This window comes from Anaerotruncus colihominis (assembly GCF_010206195.1).
Taxonomy (GTDB): domain Bacteria; phylum Bacillota; class Clostridia; order Oscillospirales; family Ruminococcaceae; genus Anaerotruncus; species Anaerotruncus colihominis_A.
Genome location: NZ_VIQT01000003.1, coordinates 144,266 through 162,750, shown reverse-complemented (window position 1 = coordinate 162,750; position 18,485 = coordinate 144,266). Strand labels below are relative to the sequence as shown.

The window sequence follows — 18,485 nt, the reverse complement described above, 5'->3', positions numbered from 1 at the left end:
AGGTAGAGCCTAATGAATATTCACGGTAAAGATATCAAGATTTTTACGGCAAATGCGAACCCAAACGTCGCCGCCCAGATGGCGCGGCATCTCGGCCTCCCGCTCGGCAAGAGCGAGGTGCGCCATTTTTCCGACGGAGAAATTTCTGTCAATATCGGCGAATCGGTGCGCGGCTCGGATGTGTTCGTCGTGCAGTCGACCTGCTGTCCGGTCAACGACAATCTGATGGAGCTGCTCATCATGATCGACGCGTTCCGGCGCGCGTCCGCCGGGCGCATCACAGCGGTCATTCCCTATTTTGGCTATGCGCGCCAGGACCGCAAGGTCAAGGCGCGCGAGCCGATCTCCGCAAAGCTGTGCGCGAACCTGATCTCTACAGCCGGCGCCGACCGCGTTTTGACGATGGATCTGCACGCCTCGCAGATCCAGGGCTTTTTCGATATCCCGGTCGACCACCTGCTCGGCGTGCCGCTGCTGGCGCCGTATTTCGGCTCGCGCTTTGGCAGCCAGGAGCGCCGGGAACTTGTCGTTGTTTCCCCGGATCTCGGCTCTGTCACACGCGCGCGTAAATTTGCCGAACGGCTTGACGCGCCGCTTGCCATTGTCGACAAACGCCGCCAGAGGGCCAATGTATCCGAGGTGATGAACATCATCGGCGACGTAAAGGACAAACGCGTTATCCTGGTCGATGATATGATCGATACGGCCGGTACGCTTGTGAACGGCGCCCAGGCGATTTTGGAAAAGGGCGGGGCGGCGGAGGTTTACGCCTGTGCGACGCATGGAGTGCTGTCAGGCCCGGCCATTGAACGTATCCGCGATAGCTGCATCAAAGAGCTTGTCCTGCTCGATACAATTCCGGTCGGGCCGGACAAGATGCTCGATAAAATCACGATGCTGTCCGTCGCCCCCGTCTTTGCGGAGGCCATCGAACGCATCTATCAGGATAGGCCCGTTTCGCCCCTGTTCGGTTGATCCCGCTTTTCCCGGCTTTTTTGAAAAAAGCCTCGGCAAAAAACTTCATACCTTTTTTGAAAAATTTGAAAAAAAGGTATGCCAAAAAACTTTAGTCGGCTGCGCCGCAAACAGCGGGGCAGGCTCCAGGTTTTTTTACAGGCTGCGCCGCGAACAGCGGGGCAGGCTCCAGGTTTTTTACAGGCTGTGCCGCGGACAGCGGGGCAGGCGCGGCCTGACGATTCACCACAGAACGCACCGGCGTGCGCCAGATCCCCTTATGTCAGGCACAGGAGGGGATAACACAAGGGGAGGGTCACCGACCCTCCCCTTGTGAGGCGCGTCCAGAGAAAGGAGGGTTTGATTGTTTAACTGGTTTTCAAAACCGGCCGCCGTACCGGCAGGCCCGGTGGAGTGGATTGTCGTTGGGCTGGGAAATCCCGGCCGGGACTATGAAAATACGCGTCACAACGCGGGGTTTTGCGCGGTGGAGAGCGTCGCCGGCAAATGCGGTGTTAAAATCGACCGCCTGAAATTCAAATCGCTGTGCGCCGATACAACCTTTGGCGGGCGGCGCGTGCTTTTGATGAAGCCGTCGACCTTTATGAACTGCTCCGGCGAGGCGGTGCGTGAAGCGATGCAGTTTTATAAAATCCCGGCTGAACGCGTGTTGGTTCTCTTCGACGATGTGAGCCTGGATCCCGGCCGGCTGCGCGTCCGGCGGCGGGGCAGCGACGGCGGTCATAACGGGATTAAAAACATGATATATTTAACTGGGAAGGATACCTTCCCGCGTATAAAAATCGGTGTGGGAAAAAAGCCGCATCCCGAATACGATCTGGCGGCCTGGGTGCTCGGGAAGTTCCCGAAGGAGCTGTCCGATACGATGGACAAGGCGTATGAATGCGCCGCAGAAGCGGCACAGTTGATCATAGAGGGAAAAATTGATGAGGCGATGAACCGCTACAATTCATAAAGCGTGGCTTTAAAACAGGCTCTAAGGGGGGAAGGCGCGGATGAAGGGCTTTGAAAGCCTTCTGAGCGGGATGGACGCGTTTGAACGCATTAAGGGCGCAGTCGCCGGCCGCGCGACGCCGGTGCTCGCAACCGGGCTTTCGGCCGTACACAAGGCGCAGATGGTCGTTTCGATCACGGGCCTGCTCAAAATGGGCGGGCTTGTGATTGTTCCCGATGAAGCCGCCGCCGTGCGCATCTGCGAGGATATCAATATCATGGCGGGGCCCGGTACGGCGGTACAGTATCCGTCACGCGAGCCGACGTTTTACGATGTACAGGGCGTTTCGCGCGAATATGAGCACGCGCGGCTGTCGGTGCTTGGGCGGCTGCGCGCGGGCGATGCGCACATTGTCGCCGCGTCGGCACAGGCTGCGCTTCAATATACCATGCCGCCGTCTGTGCTCGCCGCGCGCACGCGCGCAATCGAATCCGGCAGTCAATACGATATCAAAGAGCTGATCGCGTTTCTCGTCGCGGCCGGCTATACGCGTTGCGACCAGGTTGACGGCGTGTGTCAGTTTTCACAGCGCGGCGGAATCCTGGACTTTTCACCGCCGCATATGCCGGACCCGTTCCGCATCGAATTTTGGGGCGATGAAATCGATACGATTTCCACTTTTAAAACTGATACGCAGCGGCGTGTGGATACAGTCAGGCGCGTCGATATTACGCCCGCGGCCGAGGTGGTCGCGGACAGCCCGGCGCGCCTTGTAAGGCTTTTGGAATCCGCGGCGAAAGGGCTGCGCGGCACGCAGGGCAAGCGTGCAAAGGAAAAGCTGGCGCAGGAGATTGAGCAGATCGAAAACGGCGTGCTGCCGCAAAGCCTTGACCGGTGGATGCCGCTGCTCTACCCGGAGCCTGCCACGCTGTTCGATTACATGCCGGATGCGGCGCTGTTTTTATGCGATACGGCCAATTGCCGCGAGTCGCTTAAAACCGTACAGTGGCAGCAAAATGAGGATGTCAAAATCCTTTTGGAGGAGGGCGTCCTCTTTAAAGGCTGCGACCGCTTCGCAGAGGATTTTGTCGATTTGCAGCGGCGCGCCGCGCAGTCGAATACAGTGCTGCTCGACACGTTCGCCCGGTCGGTCGGAGATATCCCGCTGCGGGATATGGTCGACATCCGTGCGGTCCAGCTTTCCTCGTGGAGCGGCGAATTTTCCCTGCTGCGCGAGGATGTGCGGGAATATATCGGGCGCGGTTATCGTGTGGCGGTATTTGCCGGAACCGAGCGCGCGGCCGCTTCGCTGGCGGAGGATCTGACGCGCGCGGGCCTGGCCGCTGTGCAGAGCGGCGATCTAACGGATTTAAAGCCCGGCGCTGTGCGCGTAGCGCCGGCCAGTATGAGCGCTGGTATGGAGTACCCCGATGTCAGGCTTGCCATCATTTCGCAGGCAAAGACTGTCGCGCAGTCGGGCCGGCGCAAGCCGCGGCCAAAAGAGGGCAAAAAGCTGCGCGACATCAGCGATTTGACGCCGGGAGATTATGTTGTGCACACAGCGCATGGCATCGGTGTATTCGAAGGAATTGTCAAGCGCGATATACAGGGCATTGTCAAGGATTATATCAAAATTCGTTACGCAGGTACGGATACGCTGTTTGTGCCGGTGACGCAGCTTGATCTGGTAAGCAAATATATCGGTATGCGCGATGATGCAAACGTGCGTTTGAGCAAGCTCAATTCGATTGAGTGGCAAAAGACGCGTCAGCGTGTGAAAAAGGCCGTTGAGGATATGGCCAAGGAGTTGACGGAGCTGTATGCAAAGCGTATGGCGGTCAAGGGCTATGCGTTTTCACCGGATACCGACTGGCAGAACGACTTTGAACGGCGCTTTGCCTACGATGAGACAGACGATCAATTGCGCTGCATCGACGAGATCAAAGCCGATATGGAGTCGTCCGTACCGATGGACCGGCTGCTGTGCGGCGACGTCGGCTTCGGAAAGACGGAGGTCGCGCTGCGCGCCGCTTTCAAATGCGTGATGGACGGCAAGCAGTGCGCGCTGCTGGTGCCGACGACCATTCTGGCATGGCAGCATTACCAGACGGTCACGCGCCGTATGGAGGGCTTTCCGGTCAAGGTGGATCTGCTGTCGCGCTTTCGGTCGCCGCGCGAGCAAAAGCAGACGCTTGACGAATTGCGGCGCGGGGAAATCGATATCGTGATCGGTACGCACCGTCTGGTACAGAACGATGTGAAGTTTAAGGATCTTGGGCTGGCCATTATCGACGAGGAACAGCGGTTCGGCGTGCGCCACAAGGAAAAGTTTAAGGAAATCCGCGCGGCGGTCGATGTGTTGACGCTGTCGGCCACGCCGATTCCGCGCACGCTCAATATGGCGATGTCCGGCATCCGCGATATGTCGGTTATCGAGGAGGCGCCGCAGGACCGCCATCCGGTGCAGACATATGTGGTGGAACATGACTGGGGCGTGATCGCACAGGCAATTGAGCGCGAGCTGCGGCGCGGCGGGCAGGTATTCTATCTGCACAACCGCGTCGAGTCGATCGATTCGTGCGCATACCGCATCAAGCAGCTTGTACCGCAGGCGCGCATTGTTTCGGCGCATGGCAAAATGACGGAGGAGCAGCTTTCGCGCGTCTGGCAGCAGCTTCTCGACTATGAGGTTGATATTCTTGTCTGCACGACGATCATTGAGACGGGCGTCGATGTGCCCAACTGCAACACGCTGATCATCGAGGACGCCGACCGCATGGGCCTTTCACAGCTCTATCAGCTGCGCGGTCGTGTCGGCCGCTCCAACCGGCGCGCGTTCGCCTATCTGACCTTCCGGCGTGACAAGCAGTTAAGCGACGTTGCCTCCAAGCGGCTGGCGGCGATCCGCGAGTTTACAACGTTCGGCTCTGGTTTCCGCATCGCCATGCGCGACCTTGAAATCCGCGGCGCAGGCAATATCCTCGGCGCGCAGCAGCACGGCCATATGGAGGCCGTCGGTTACGATATGTATTTGAAGATGCTTTCCGAGGCGGTCGCACAGCAGCGCGGCGAAACGCCCGCGCAGACGGCGGCGGAATGCATGGTTGACGTGCGTGTCGGCGCGCATATTCCTGAAGATTATATCGACAATCTTGCGCAGCGCATTGATATTTATAAAAAGATTGCATCGATTCAAAATGAGGAAGACGCAATGGATTTGATCGACGAGCTGATCGACCGCTTCGGCGACCCACCGGAGGCGGTCAAAGGGCTTGTCGACGTCGCGCTGGTGCGCAACACAGCGTCTCTGATGGGAATCCGGGAGATATCGCAGCGCGGCGACGCAGTGCTGCTTTATCCGGAGGTCATGGATATGGCGCGCGCCGGAAGCCTGGCCGTCAAGCTACGCGGGCGCGTGCTTGTGAGCGCAGGCAGCAAACCGTACATCACTGTTAAAATGCAAAAGGGCGTGCAGCCGCTTGACACGATCCGCGAGGCGCTCGCCGCCATGAAGGACGGGGAGCCGGCATAGAGCGGCCATCCTGCCTGGCTGCCGGCTGTTTGCGGATAAGCTGCGGCGCGCAGCGCGGCAAAAAGGCGCAAAAAGCGCGCCGAGTGCCGGTTCGTGCATTTTTATTGTGGACTTTTGAAACCGGGCGTTGTATAATATCATGGTATGTAATGGGGCATAATCCCAAACAGGAGGACGATCAAAATGAATGTTGTGAAAAGACTGGCGGCGCTTGGCGCGGCTGCGCTTATGGTAAGCGGCCTCGCGGCGTGTTCGACCGGCGAGGATACAAAATGGGTGGCCAAATATGGCGAAACGACTGTCCCGGCGGGCGTTTATATCGACAAGCTGATCAGTTCCTATACGACCATTGTGTCGCAGCTTGACGCGGAGGTTAAGGACCCGCTCAAGGAGCAGATCGACGGCGTCAATGTGTCGCAGAAAATTACCGAGGATGCGCAGCAGCAGCTTCACGAATACATCGCGCTCGAGCGGAAATTTGCGGAAATGGGGCTGACCCTCTCCGATGCGGACACGGCGGCGATCGAACAGAATGTCGATCAGTTCTGGGCGTATGTCGGGGAAACATACCAGGCAAACGGCGTATCGCGCGAATCGTATGTGCTTAGTTACCTCAACGGCGCGAAACGTTCGCAGATTTTCCAGGCAATCTATGGCGAGGGCGGCACGGACGCCGTGCCCGAACAGGAATTGAAGGATAAGTTTTATAACGACTATGCAAAAATCCTTGTGATCCCGGCAACCTATAACAGCGGCGCGTTGGCGGCAAACTCCGAATCCGGCGAGGACGCGCAGGCAAAAGCCGATGAATCCAAGAAGAAAGCGTCCGATTTGATCGACAAGTACCTCGAGCAGGCGAAAGCCGCGACGACGCTTGAGGAGATGGAAAGCGTCGTCTACGAGGCCAAGAAGGAAATCACGGGGAATGAATCCCTTGAAAAGCCCGCGTCCGGCGAATCGTTTACGATTTTCAGCCGCGACAGCTCGCCGTATACCGACGAGATGACCAAGGCTGTATTCAGCGCGTCTTACGGTGTGCCGACAAAAATGGAAACCGACACGACCATGTACCTGTTTGTCCGTTATGACATCAGCGAGAATGTGGCTGATTTTACCGCATACCGCTCCTCCTTGGTCAGTGCGCTGCGCAGCGAAGCGTTCAGCAGCCAGGTCGCACAGTGGGCTGGCGATCTGACGGACGTTGCCTACAACGACGCCGCGCTCAAGCGGTACACGCCAGAAAAGATCAAAATTTAAAAAAAAGCGGCCCGTCGCAGGATGGGCCGCTTTAGACTTTTATAAGGAGGGGTTTTGTCATGGTGTATTCGACGTGGTATCCGTCCCCTGTGGGACGCCTGCTGCTGACCTGTGAGGACGGCGGGCTGACAGGGCTTTGGCTGGAGGGGCAGAAGTATTTTGCGGCCGGTCTTTCAGAAGAACCGGCGCAGGAACCTGACCGCCCGGAGCTGCGCGCCGCGTGTGAATGGCTGGACGCCTATTTTGCGGGCTGCGGCCCGTCTGTCTCAAGCCTCGCGCTTACGCCAAAAGGCAGCGAATTCCGCCGGATTGTCTGGACGCTGCTGTGTGAAATCCCCTATGGCACATACACGACCTATGGCGAGCTGGCTAAACGCACGGCCGTCCGGTTGGGCAGGGAAAGCATGTCCGGCCAGGCCGTGGGCGGCGCTGTTGGGCATAATCCCATTTCCATCATCATCCCGTGCCACCGCGTCGTCGGGGCGGATGGCAGTCTGACCGGGTACGCCGGGGGAATCAAGAATAAAATAAAGCTCCTCGAGCTTGAAGGCGTGGATCTGTCGCGCCTGTTTGTCCCGAAAAAGAGCGCCGCGCTTTAAATTTCGGACGCGCAGGGGATAACAAGGCCGGCACATCCATCCGGATGGCCGGCCGGTTTTTGTGTGGTGTTTCTTTCGGGGGCGCAGGGGGCAGGATGCGCGCCAGCCGCGCGGCGTCTGTCACACATCCTGCTGGCGAAAATTTCTGCCTCTGAACAGGTATCTTGCGGCCTGCGGGCCGCGCTTTTTATGAGGGCTGCGGCCCGGGGTAAAGGGCTCCGCCCTCGAAAAAAGGCAAGACCCGCGAGGGGCCTTGCCTTTTTTCTCACCCGCCGCCTCCCCCAAAAGGCGGGCGAAAACTTTTGATTGCGATGCGCCAAGCTTTCTGTTCGCGGCGCAGCCGGCTAAAGTTTTTTGGCATACCTTTTTTTCAAAAAAGGTATGAAGTTTTTCGCCGAGGCCTTTTTTCAAAAAGGCCGGAGCGTAGCCGGCTAAAGCTTTTCGAAGAAGGAAGCGGGCTTTTTGCAGATCGGGCAGATGTAATCGGAGGGCAGCTCCTCGCCCTCATAGACGTATCCGCAGACCTTGCAGCGCCAGCCGGTTTTTTGCTCGGGCTTCTTGTAGGACGGCGCGTTCGGAGGCGTTTCGCCCTTTTTGACGCGGTGGTAATAGTCGTAAGTCATGACCGGGTCGTCGGACAGCTTGACAGCCTCGACGGCCTTTCCAACGAACAGCATGTGCGTGTCGAGATCGAGCTTGTCGATCACCTTAAATGAGAACATCGCCGCGGCGTTCTGGGTCGGATACCAGACGCCGTGCGCGTCCACGCCGTGATCCAGGCCGGAGTATTTATCCTCCTCGCGGCCGCTGCGAAATCCAAAGCGCCCGATCAAATCCATTGTCGCTTTCTCAGTCAGCGGCACGGCGTTGAAAAATCCCGATTGTTCAATCAGTTCGGTCGTCAAATTCTGCTTTGAAACGGCGACGGTGGCCTTTGGCGGCTCAGCTGTCACCTGTGTGACCGTGTTGACAATGCAGCCGTTCTGCTTGCCGTCAAACGCGGCGCTTAAAACATAAAGACCATAAGACATCTTAAAAAACGCTTGCAAATCCATATTGTCGTCCTCCTTATATTCATTAATCAGTGCCGGTAAAATTTACAGCACGACCGCGCCGTAGCGCGCCGCGACCTCCTCAAGCTCCTCGCGCTCAAGTTCGCACGAGGTGGAGACAACAAGCGCCTTGCCGTTGTAATGCAACAGCGCGGCGTCAAGCGCCTCGAGCGATTCGGATTCAAACGCGACCGGCATATCGACCATATGCGCGTTGAGCGAGAAGCGGTAGCCGTCGTCCGGCGTGTCAAGATGGATCAGCACCGCGTCGCAGCTCTCATGTGAAGCCTCGAGCAGCGCGTCGGCCATATCGATCTCACAGGTGATCGGCTTGGAATATTCCAGATCGTTGTCGAGGTAGTAAACGTTGCGTCCCGCGGCCAGGATATCATAGTCGGCGGGCGCGATGTTTACACGGGCAATATCAAAGCTGTCAATCATATGGCGCAGCGCAGAGACATATTCAGAGGTTGTCCCACAGCAGCCGCCGATGATTTTGACCCCACGCCGCATCAGGCGCGCGCATTTGTCACAGAACTGCACCGGTGAAAGCGGCGGTTCGCCCGCGTTTGGCTTTGCGATCAGAGGCAGCTTTGCATATGGCGCGATGCGCTCAAACAGCGGGACCATATCGTCCGGGCCCTGCGAGCAGTTCAACCCAAACGCGCTGATGCCCATATCCTGCAAAACGATCATCGAAGCAAGCACATCGTCGCCCCACATGGTACGCCCCTCGGCGTCGACAGTCATGGTCAAAAAGATCGGAAGGCCTGTCTGACGCGCCGCAATGACCGCCGCGCGGCACTCGGAGAGCGCGCTCATCGTCTCGATCACAAGCAGGTCGGCGCCTGCGTCGGCCAGCGCCGACGCCTGTTCGGCGTAAATGCCGATCAGATGGACAAACTCTGTTTCGCCGAACGGCTCGCACATCAGACCGGTTGTGGACATGTCGCCGGCCACCAGCACATCCCGGCCGGCGAGCGCCTGCTTGACTGTGGACACAATCTTTGTGTTGAGCGGGATCACCTGTTCACTGAGTCCATATCCTTTCAGATTCCCTGCATTGGCCAGGAAGGTCGGCGCATAAACAATGCCGCTGCCCGCATCCGCATAGCCGCGCGCCACACGTGCCACGACATCGGGATGTTCGGCGGCCCACTGCTCAACGCATACGCCCGACGGCATCCCCGCTTTCATATACTCCGTGCCCGTCGCCCCGTCAAGCAGCAGCGGCAGGCGTAATCGTCCGTTTTGCTCCGTCGTCATAGTCAGTTATCCTCCAAAACAGCCCCTGGGAGTCGGGGACCATTGTTGTTACATGCTCTCAGGAACGGTGATCCTGAGCATCCCAAGAACATTTGCGATCACAGTGCGCGTTGCCAGATAGAGGTTCAGCCGCGCCTGCATCAGCGGTTCCGCTTCGCCGCGCACGCGGTGAACGGTATAGTATTTATGGAATATGGCCGCCAGATCAGCGGCGTATTTTGTCAGGCGCGCCGGGTCGTAGCCGCGCACGGAATCGATAATCTCCTGCGGGAAACGAGCCAGCGTGCGGATCAGCTCGATCTCCTCGGGCGCGCGCAGGGCGCACAGTTCGTCATAGGTGCAGGCGCGCGGCGCGACGCCCTCATCCTCCAGCTTTTTAAGCAGCGAGCAGATGCGCGCATGCGCATACTGGACATAGTAAACAGGATTCTGCATCGACTGCTCAACCGCAAGGTCCAGATCAAAGTCGACCATCGAATTGGGTTCGCGCATGTTAAAGAGGAAACGCGCCGCGTCGACGGGCACTTCCTCGATCAGATCGGTGAGGGAAATTGCCTTGCCTGTGCGTTTGGACATCTTGACGGGCTTGCCGTCCTGCATCAGGCGCACAAACTGCATGAGCACAATGTCGAGCTTGTCCCCGTTCAGGCCGATGGCGTCCATCGCGCCCTTGAGCCGCGCCACATGGCCGTGGTGGTCGGCGCCCCAGACGTTGATGACGCGCTCAAAGCCGCGCACGGCAAACTTATTATAATGATAGGCGATATCGGCCGCGAAATACGTCGGAAAACCGTTGGCGCGCACAAGCACCTCGTCCTTTTCGCCGCCGTTTTCAGTGGCACGGTACCAAAGCGCGCCGTCCTGCTCGTAGGTCATGCCACGCGCGGTGAGCACACGGATCGCCTCGTCAATCGCGCCGTGGTGCAGCTCGCTTTCGCGAAACCATACATCGTAATGGATGCGGTAGCGTTCCAGGTCCGCCCTGAGCTTTTCAATGTTGCGCGGCAGCGCGAAATCGACAAGCGCTTGCCTGCGCGCGTCCGGCTCAGACCCGACGAAGCGGTCGCCGTACTGATCGGCGAACTGCTGCGCGCGTTCGCGGATATCGTCTCCGTGATAACCGTCCTCCGGGAAGGCGACGGCGTCCTCGCCCTTAAAAATTTGCAGGTAGCGGGCCTCCAGCGAGCAGCCGAACTTTTCGATCTGATTGCCCGCGTCGTTGACGTAGAATTCACGCGTTACATTGTGCCCCGACCAGTCAAGCGCGGCGGCCAGGCAATCGCCGAGCGCGCCGCCGCGCGCGTTGCCCATATGCATCGGACCGGTCGGGTTGGCCGATACGAACTCAACCTGCACCTTTTCGCCGCGCCCATAATCCGTGCGGCCGTAATCCGCGCCGGCCGAGAGCACGCTTTTCACAACGTCCGCGAACCAGCGGGGGCTTAAAAAGAAATTGATGAAGCCCGGTCCGGCGATCTCAACGCGTTCAAAAACGGTGCCGGTCAGATTGAGAGCGGCGCAGATGGCTTCGGCGATTTTGCGCGGCGCGCATTTAAACGGGCGCGCGCACGCCATGGCAATGTTGGAGGCAAAGTCGCCGTGCGACGTGTCCGCCGGGATCTCGACGACAAAATCGGGCAGTTCGGACGCGGCCGGCAGGGCGCCTGATTCGACGGCGCGCTCAAGCGCGCCGTCAAGCAGGATCGCGATGTCCTGTTTTGCTTGGGAAACCGGATTGGTCATGCATTACACATCCTGTTCTGGAAATTTCTGTTTTCTGCAAGGATACGCTTGGAACCTGTATTTACAGCCGAAGGATGCCGGACAGACGAGGGGGTTTGTACCCGGTCAAGGCAAATTTTTGCAGGCGGGCTGTCGCCCGGCAAGAAAATTTAACACTGGACGGGGCCAAAAGACCCGCCTGGGCGGTATTCAACGGCTGTGAATACAGGTTCTTACTGCGGCTGCTCGCGCACATTGATATAGACGGCGTTTTCGCTCGCGAGCAGCGTGTTGACATCAAGGGAATAGGCGAATTCAAGCCTTCCGCCGCTGTCGCCAAGGTGCGAAACGATGCGGTCGCCTGAAACGCCGATGGTCATGGCGCCGTAACCGGTGTCGTAATGGCACTGATGGCGCACGCCGCGCTCAATGATGAGCTGGCTTCTGGAGGCGCCGCTGCGCGAAAGCGTCACGCGGTCGTTGTTTTCCACCTTTAAAAGCGTGCGCGTACCTTCAAAGCCGGTCGCCTCCGATTCATCATAAGCGATAAAATAGTTGCCGTTTCGCTTATAATAGGAGCCGGTTGTAAACAGCTCGATTTCGTCCTCGTCGCCCTCCTGCCGGTAGACGCCCCGGATTTCAATAATAACGTCCTTTTTCATAAATAACATCCTTTTCCCGCGCGTCGGCGCGTTCTGCGTGCGCGCCGCGCTGCTGCGCCTGCGCACGGTCCGGACAGGCTCCAAAGAGCGGTCAGAGCGTGTCAAGGTCGATCTGCGTGACATTGCCGTGAACATCCTCCCCAAGAAAAATCCCCGCCGTTTCGATAAACATCTCCGGCGAATCGCTGACATAATATTCCGCGCCGCCGTTTCCCGCGCCAAGCATGTCCTCGCGTGTGAGCAGCGTTTGCGCCCACCGCGCCACCTGCGCGCCGGAATCGATGAGCGTGACGCGCGACTGGAGCAGGCGGTCGATGACGGGGCGGATCAGCGGATAGTGCGTACAGCCGAGGATCAGCGTGTCGACTTCGTTTTCAATCATCGGCTGAAGATAGGTCTGCGCGACCTTCATGGTGATCTCATTGTCCGGCTGGATAAAACCGCTTTCCACAAGCGGCACAAACAGCGGACAGGCGTTGCCGAAGGTATGCGCGTCCGGACGGATGCCGCGGATGGCACGTCCGTAAGCGCCGGAGCGCAGCGTCGCGGCCGTGCCGATGACGCCGATGCGGCCGTTGGTGGAGGCGGCGCACGCCGCCTGCGCGGCCGGCAGCACGACGCCGGAAAAGGGGACCCCGGCCGACTCCACGATTTCAGGCGTGATAACGGAACTGACCGTGCCGCACGCCGCGATGATGATTTTTACATCGAACCGGCGCAGGAAGCGGATGTCCTGCACGGCGTATTTGCGTATGATCTCGCGTCCGCGGCTGCCATACGGCACGCGGCCGGTGTCGCCAAAATAGACGATGCGTTCCTCCGGCAAAAGCCGGCGCAGCTCGCGGACAGTTGTCAGCCCGCCAAGCCCCGAGTCAAAGACGCCGATGGCGCGTTGATCCATGATGGCACCCCTTTCCTTTTAAAAAACTGTATTCGCAGCCGCCAAGCGCTGTCCAGGCGGGCCTTTTGCCCCCGCTCCACGTGACAGCCAACCTGCAAAAATTTGCCTTGACCGGGTACACCCCCTCGCCTGCCCTGCATCCTCCGGTTGTGAATACGGGCTCTAAACAGGCCGCGCGGCGTTGCGTCAATGCCGGTTTGACTGATCAGATGTCTGCATGTTTGTCAAACGCCAGCTCGATCAGCCGGGAGATCAGCTCCGGATAAGGGACGCCCACGGCTTCGAACAGCTTTGGATACATGGAGATCGATGTGAATCCCGGCAGCGTGTTGATCTCATTGAGCACAACGCGCCCATCACGCGTCAAAAAGAAATCGACGCGCGAAAGGCCCGTGCAGCCCATCGCCGCAAAGGCGCGCACAGCCGCTTGACGGATGCGCTCGGACGCTTCGCCGGCGATGCGCGCCGGGATATACAGGTCGGTCGAATCATCAAGGTACTTGCCGCTATAGTCATAAAACTCATGGCGCGGTACGATCTCGCCGACGCAGGACGCTTCGGCGCGGTCGAAGTTGCCAAGCACGGCGCATTCAAGCTCGTCGCCAACGACAGCCGTCTCGGCGATGACCTTGCGGTCAAAGCGAAACGCCTCCGAAAGCGCCGCGCGCAGCCCGCCAGCGTCCTTCGCCTTGCCCACGCCGACGGAGGAACCTGTATTGGCCGGTTTGATAAACATCGGATAGCCGTGCTTTGCGGCGAGCATACGCTCCGTCTCGTCAAAATGTGCGAGCGCGCGGCGCGTCAAAACCGTATAGGGCGTCATTTCAATGCCGGCGGCTTCCAGGACGGTGTGTGTGACCGCCTTGTCCATACAGGCTGCCGAGGCGAGCACGCCGCAGCCGACATAGGCAAGCCCCGCCATCTCAAACAGCCCCTGGATGGTTCCGTCCTCGCTGTGCTCGCCGTGCAGCACGGGGAACACAGCGTCGACGGCGACGGTCTGCGGTCCGTCGGGCGAAAGGCGCAGAATTCCGCCAGCCGATCGGTCCGGGCTGATGAAAGCCGGCGTGATTGGGCCGTTTTGTAGCCAGCGGTCCGATTCGATATCGTCGATGGAGCCGGCGTATTCGAACCAGCGCCCGTCCTTTGTAATGCCGAGCATCACCACATCGTAGCGGTCGCGCGGGATATTGCGCAGCACGGACGCGGCCGAACGCAGCGAAACCTCATATTCGCTTGAAATGGAACCGAACAAAACCGCCACAGTTTTTTTGCCCAAGAAAATCCCTCCGCATTCGTTTCCCGGCGTGCTTTCCGGGCCGCCCGCCAGTGCGGACGCGTTTTTTATTCCATAGGTAATCAAATTATATTCTAGCACAATCGCCGATAGTCCGCAATGAGGAAACCTGTATGGATTTCGCCGGCCCGGTGTGTGAAAATGATCGAAAATCACAAACGCACAGCTTGACTTTGTCCGCGCGCCCCGGTACTATGGAGATAACAATGTGTGGGGAGTGGGGATTGTGCAAAGCCTGCAAACAGCGGTCAATGTGGTGGCGCCAATGTTTCTGATGCTGGCGCTCGGCTGCCTGCTGCGCATGGGGGGCCTTCTGGACCGTGAGACGCTCGAGCGGCTCAACAACGTCTGTTTTAAAGTATTTTTGTCGCTGCTCCTTTATTATAATATCTATACGGCGGATGTGGCGGATATCTTTAATCCGCGCCTGCTTGGGTTTGCGCTTCTGCTTCAGGCAGCGGTCTGGGGACTACTGTTTTTAACGGTCCCGCGCTTTGAAAAGTCAAATAAACGGCGCGGCGCAATGATCCAAGGGATTGGCCGCACAAACTTTGTCATCTTCGGCACGGCGATCGGTACGGCGCTGTGCGGCGAGGGGAACATCGGGCCGATCTCGCTTCTGGTGGCTGCCGTCGTGCCGTTTTACAATGTTCTGGCGGTGATTGCGCTTGAAATATTCCGCGGCGGCCGCGTGCGCCCTTTAACATTGGCGCGCAGCGTTGCGGCCAACCCCTATATCGTCGCAGCGGCGGCGGCGCTTGTTACGCTGCTGCTCGGCGTGCGCCTGCCCGGATTTGTCGAATCGGCGGTGCGCGACTTGACGCGCTGCGCTACGCCGCTGACGCTGATCGTGCTGGGCGGCCTGTTCAATTTCGGCGCCGTGCGCGGCAACCTGCGCCAGATCGCCGCCGCTGTCGTGTGCCGGCTTGTGGTCGTTCCCGCGCTGGCGCTGCCGGTCTGCATCTGGGCGGGCTTTCGCGGTGTCGAGCTGGTCGGCCTTGTCAGCATGCTCATCGCGCCGACGGCCGCTTCGTCGTTTAACATGGCGCAGTCCATGGACTCCGACGCGGATTTGGCGGGGCATCTGGTGGTGTTTACCTCCTTGTTTTCCGTGCTGACAATGTTCCTGTGGATTTTCGGGCTTGGCGCGGCGGGATACATATTTTAAACGAGCCTTAACAGTTAAGAAGGGATTTTGACGGTGAATAAAGAACAGATTTGTAAAACAGCCGCTGCGCTGTGCGCGCTGGCCGTTCTGGCCGGCTGCGGCGCGCCCGCGCAAAAGACGCGGGCGGAATCCGGGACAGCGGCTTCACAGATTGCCTCCAACAGTGCGGGGCCTGCCGCGGGCGATGCGCCGCGGGCCGGGACGATCGCGCGGCGGCCCGAGGCGAACACGGCCATGTGGACGGAAGGGATGAGCGCGGAGGAGCTTTTGGAGCCGGACAGAACAGGGTGCGTTGATGTGCGGGGGGCCGACCTGTCGGGCGCGGATCTTTCACAGGCGGGCGCGCTTTTGGAAAACGCGTCGTTCGACGGCCGTACAAAGTGGCCGGATACTCTGCCGGAGGGGCTGGATCTGTCAAAGCTGATGGAGCTTGGGCGAGATCCGGGCCTTGGCGTGCGCATCCTGCATGAGCAGGGGATCACGGGGAAGGGTGTCGGTATCGCAATCATTGACCAGACGCTGCTGACGGACCATCAGGAATATAAAGACAGGCTTCGTTTCTATGAGGAGTACAACACGGCTGCGCAGCAGGCGGCGCAGATGCACGGCGCAGCCGTGGCGTCGATCGCGCTTGGAGAAACAGCCGGCGTTGCGCCGGACGCGCTGCTTTATTATATCGCGGACGACACCGGCACATATAAGGACGAGACATACACGCAGGATATGCGCTTTTACGCGCGGGATATAGACCGGTTTGTGGCGCTTAACGAGACGCTTGCGGCCGATGAAAAGATCCGTGTAATTTCAATATCGCTTGGATATATGCCGGATACGCCAGGCGCGCAGGAGATGGACGCGGCGATCGCACGGGCGCGCGCCGCGGGGATCGCAGTCGTCTATGTAAGCGACAGCGACCGGATGATGAAAAATTATATGGGCGCGGGCCGCGCGCCCTATGGCGATCCGAACGATCCGGCACAGCGGCTGCCGGGGCGTTTCTGGCAGCCGGCCCTGTTTGGCGGGGAGTATACCACGTCAAGGGCCTTGCTCGTGCCGATGGACCGGCGAACGGCGGCTTCTCCGTCCGGAACGGACGAATACGCGTACTATGTGAACGGCGGCATGAGCTGGGCGATCCCGTATATAGCAGGACTGTACGCGCTTGCCTGCCAGGTCGACCCCGATGTGACGTTTGAGCAGTTCACAGGCGCGGCTATCGAGACGGCGCAGCCGCTTTCGCTCCTGCATGAAGGCCGGCAATATTCTTATGGACGCCTGGTGAATCCCGCGGCGCTGCTCGGGAAGATAAACGGTAAGCCGGTGCCCTGCTGGAGCGGCGCCTGTCCGGCTACATAAATAAAATGCGGCGCGGGGCACGTATGCCCCGCGCCTGTAAAATTGCCGGCCGCATGAAAAAACGTGTGAAAATCGGTAAAAAATGCCGCTTCGCCCCTTGACGGGACAGGCTGGCTGTGCTATGATAAGGACACCTCTAAAAGGGTTATTTTTTTATGTCCAAAAACCATGTGTTTCCTTTACGAGGGAGGCAAAAAAATCCGGTATAATCAGGAGGTGCCGATAACATGAGAGTGAAGATTACTCTGGCCTGCACGGAGTGCAAACAGCGCAACTACAACAAGATGAAAAACAAGAAAAACGATCCCGACAGACTTGAGATGAACAAATACTGCAAGTTCTGCCGCAAGCACACCCTTCACAGGGAAACAAAGTGATGATGAAAGGCGGGCTTTACCATGGCAGATAGCGCAGCACAGAAAAAACCCGGTTTCATCGCACGCGCCAAGAAGTTTTTCAAGGATATCAAGGGCGAAACCAAAAAGGTCGTCTGGCCCGACAAAAAGCAGATTGTCAACAATACTGGCATCGTCATCGTCATGGTGATAATCGCCGCTGTGTTCGTGGGCTGTTTGGACCTGATTGCAAAAGGACTGCTCGACCTGTTCGTCAAACTGCTGTGACAAAGATAACGGCTTTGAGCGGGAGGTATTCGCATGTCTGATTCCGCAATGCGGTGGTACGTGGTGCACACCTATTCCGGTTATGAGAACAAGGTCGCCACGAATATTGAAAAGGCGGTTGAAAACCGCAAACTCCACGACCTGTTCGGCGAGGTGAAGGTGCCCACCCAAACGGTTACGGAAATCAAGGACAACAAAAAACGCGAGGTCGAGCGCAAGATTTTTCCGGGTTATGTGCTTGTGAAAATGATTATGACCGACGACAGCTGGTATGTTGTGCGCAACATTCGCGGTGTGACCGGATTCGTCGGCCCGGGCAGCAAGCCTGTCCCACTGACCGAGGAGGAAGTCCAGCGCCTGGGCGTCGAGCAGCGCAATATCGAGGTCAACTTCGCGGTTGGCGATTCGGTCCGCGTGAGCGGCGGCTATCTGGAAGGCTTCATCGGCACGGTCGATGAAATCGACCTTCAGGACGCGCTTGTACGTGTGACCGTTTCGATGATGGGCAAGGATGTGCCTGTCGAGCTTGAACTCGACCAGGTCGAAACCCTGAATTAATCTTTTTGAGGATGCCGGTGCAATTCCGGCGTATGAGCCGGCGCAAGCCGGCTTGTGGGAGGAACGGGACCGCCCGTTCCGACAGGAACCACTAATTTTGGAGGTGCTTTTTTATGGCTCAGAAGGTAGTCGGCTTTATCAAGCTGCAAATCCCGGCAGGCAAGGCGACGCCCGCGCCGCCGGTCGGCCCGGCGCTCGGTCAGCACGGCGTCAACATCATGGCGTTCACAAAGGAATTCAACGAGCGCACCAAGAACGATGCGGGCATGATTATCCCGGTCGTCATTACCGTTTATGCCGACCGTTCGTTCAGCTTCATCACCAAGACGCCGCCCGCGGCCGTCCTGATCAAGAAGGCTCTGAACCTTGAGAGCGGTTCCGGCGTGCCGAACAAGACAAAGGTCGGCAAGATCACCAGGGACCAGCTCCAGAAGATCGCGGAAACAAAAATGCCGGACCTCAATGCCGCGAGCATTGACGCGGCGATCAGCATGATCGCCGGCACATGCCGCAGCATGGGCATCGAAGTCGCAGACTGAAACGCCCGGGTGGGAGGAAAAATCCGCTAATGACCACTCTAAGG

Annotated in this window: 17 protein-coding genes; 11 read left to right on the top strand and 6 right to left on the bottom strand. The window is 58.6% G+C overall.

Translation table 11 applies throughout. The features are described 5' to 3' along the window. Window positions 1-12: 12 nt before the first annotated feature. The 5 genes from FMM72_RS01805 (at window position 13) to FMM72_RS01785 (ending at window position 7,297) form a co-directional block, all read left to right on the top strand. Window positions 13-975 carry a ribose-phosphate diphosphokinase gene (locus FMM72_RS01805; RefSeq protein ID WP_160210261.1) on the top strand — a complete coding sequence of 321 codons (963 nt, stop codon included), beginning with the start codon at window positions 13-15 and terminating at the stop codon, window positions 973-975. 343 nt (window positions 976-1,318) lie between these two features. After that, entirely contained in the window at window positions 1,319-1,930 is a 612-nt protein-coding gene (gene pth / locus FMM72_RS01800) for an aminoacyl-tRNA hydrolase (protein ID WP_160210260.1), read from the top strand. Between the two features lie 40 nt (window positions 1,931-1,970). Beyond that, window positions 1,971-5,441, top strand: coding sequence for a transcription-repair coupling factor (mfd, locus tag FMM72_RS01795; protein ID WP_162220399.1), 3,471 nt, complete (start codon window positions 1,971-1,973; stop codon window positions 5,439-5,441). A 183-nt stretch (window positions 5,442-5,624) separates the two neighbouring features. Further along, window positions 5,625-6,698: a hypothetical protein gene (locus tag FMM72_RS01790; RefSeq protein ID WP_160210258.1), complete on the top strand. Its 1,074-nt coding sequence runs from the start codon at window positions 5,625-5,627 to the stop codon at window positions 6,696-6,698. Between the two features lie 59 nt (window positions 6,699-6,757). Continuing rightward, window positions 6,758-7,297 (top strand): methylated-DNA--[protein]-cysteine S-methyltransferase, encoded by a 540-nt coding sequence (locus FMM72_RS01785; RefSeq protein WP_162220398.1) that lies wholly within the window; start codon window positions 6,758-6,760, stop codon window positions 7,295-7,297. Window positions 7,298-7,728: 431 nt separating this feature from the next. On the opposite strand, the gene FMM72_RS01780 is transcribed toward FMM72_RS01785, so the two are convergent. The 6 genes from FMM72_RS01780 to FMM72_RS01755 form a co-directional block, all read right to left on the bottom strand. Continuing rightward, on the bottom strand, window positions 7,729-8,352 hold the full coding sequence (locus FMM72_RS01780; RefSeq protein ID WP_160210256.1) for a flavin reductase: 624 nt from the start codon (window positions 8,350-8,352) through the stop codon (window positions 7,729-7,731). Window positions 8,353-8,394: 42 nt separating this feature from the next. Continuing rightward, window positions 8,395-9,615, bottom strand: coding sequence for a homocysteine S-methyltransferase family protein (locus tag FMM72_RS01775; RefSeq protein WP_160210255.1), 1,221 nt, complete (start codon window positions 9,613-9,615; stop codon window positions 8,395-8,397). A gap of 48 nt (window positions 9,616-9,663) precedes the next feature. Further along, window positions 9,664-11,358: an arginine--tRNA ligase gene (gene argS, locus FMM72_RS01770; RefSeq protein ID WP_162220397.1), complete on the bottom strand. Its 1,695-nt coding sequence runs from the start codon at window positions 11,356-11,358 to the stop codon at window positions 9,664-9,666. A 212-nt stretch (window positions 11,359-11,570) separates the two neighbouring features. Further along, window positions 11,571-11,999, bottom strand: coding sequence for a DUF1934 domain-containing protein (locus tag FMM72_RS01765; RefSeq protein ID WP_243151680.1), 429 nt, complete (start codon window positions 11,997-11,999; stop codon window positions 11,571-11,573). 91 nt (window positions 12,000-12,090) lie between these two features. Next, the gene (murI, locus tag FMM72_RS01760; protein WP_162220396.1) at window positions 12,091-12,900 is read right to left on the bottom strand and encodes a glutamate racemase; all 810 of its coding nucleotides are present in this window, start codon (window positions 12,898-12,900) and stop codon (window positions 12,091-12,093) included. Between the two features lie 205 nt (window positions 12,901-13,105). Next, window positions 13,106-14,179, bottom strand: coding sequence for a D-alanine--D-alanine ligase family protein (locus FMM72_RS01755; RefSeq protein ID WP_162220395.1), 1,074 nt, complete (start codon window positions 14,177-14,179; stop codon window positions 13,106-13,108). A gap of 244 nt (window positions 14,180-14,423) precedes the next feature. On the opposite strand from FMM72_RS01755, the gene FMM72_RS01750 reads away from it, so the two are divergent. The 6 genes from FMM72_RS01750 (at window position 14,424) to rplK (ending at window position 18,441) form a co-directional block, all read left to right on the top strand. Continuing rightward, window positions 14,424-15,365, top strand: coding sequence for an AEC family transporter (locus FMM72_RS01750; RefSeq protein ID WP_162220394.1), 942 nt, complete (start codon window positions 14,424-14,426; stop codon window positions 15,363-15,365). Window positions 15,366-15,398: 33 nt separating this feature from the next. Next, on the top strand, window positions 15,399-16,721 hold the full coding sequence (locus FMM72_RS01745; protein ID WP_162220393.1) for a S8 family serine peptidase: 1,323 nt from the start codon (window positions 15,399-15,401) through the stop codon (window positions 16,719-16,721). Between the two features lie 227 nt (window positions 16,722-16,948). Continuing rightward, on the top strand, window positions 16,949-17,098 hold the full coding sequence (gene rpmG, locus FMM72_RS01740; protein WP_006876590.1) for a 50S ribosomal protein L33: 150 nt from the start codon (window positions 16,949-16,951) through the stop codon (window positions 17,096-17,098). 21 nt (window positions 17,099-17,119) lie between these two features. Next, complete coding sequence (gene secE / locus FMM72_RS01735) at window positions 17,120-17,344, top strand: preprotein translocase subunit SecE (protein WP_160210249.1); 225 nt, start codon at window positions 17,120-17,122, stop codon at window positions 17,342-17,344. Between the two features lie 33 nt (window positions 17,345-17,377). Then, window positions 17,378-17,902, top strand: a complete 525-nt coding sequence (gene nusG / locus FMM72_RS01730; RefSeq protein WP_006876588.1) for a transcription termination/antitermination protein NusG — start codon at window positions 17,378-17,380, stop codon at window positions 17,900-17,902. A 113-nt stretch (window positions 17,903-18,015) separates the two neighbouring features. After that, a complete protein-coding gene (gene rplK / locus FMM72_RS01725) occupies window positions 18,016-18,441 on the top strand; it encodes a 50S ribosomal protein L11 (protein ID WP_160210248.1) in 426 nt (141 codons plus the stop codon). The last annotated feature ends 44 nt before the right edge of the window (window positions 18,442-18,485 follow it).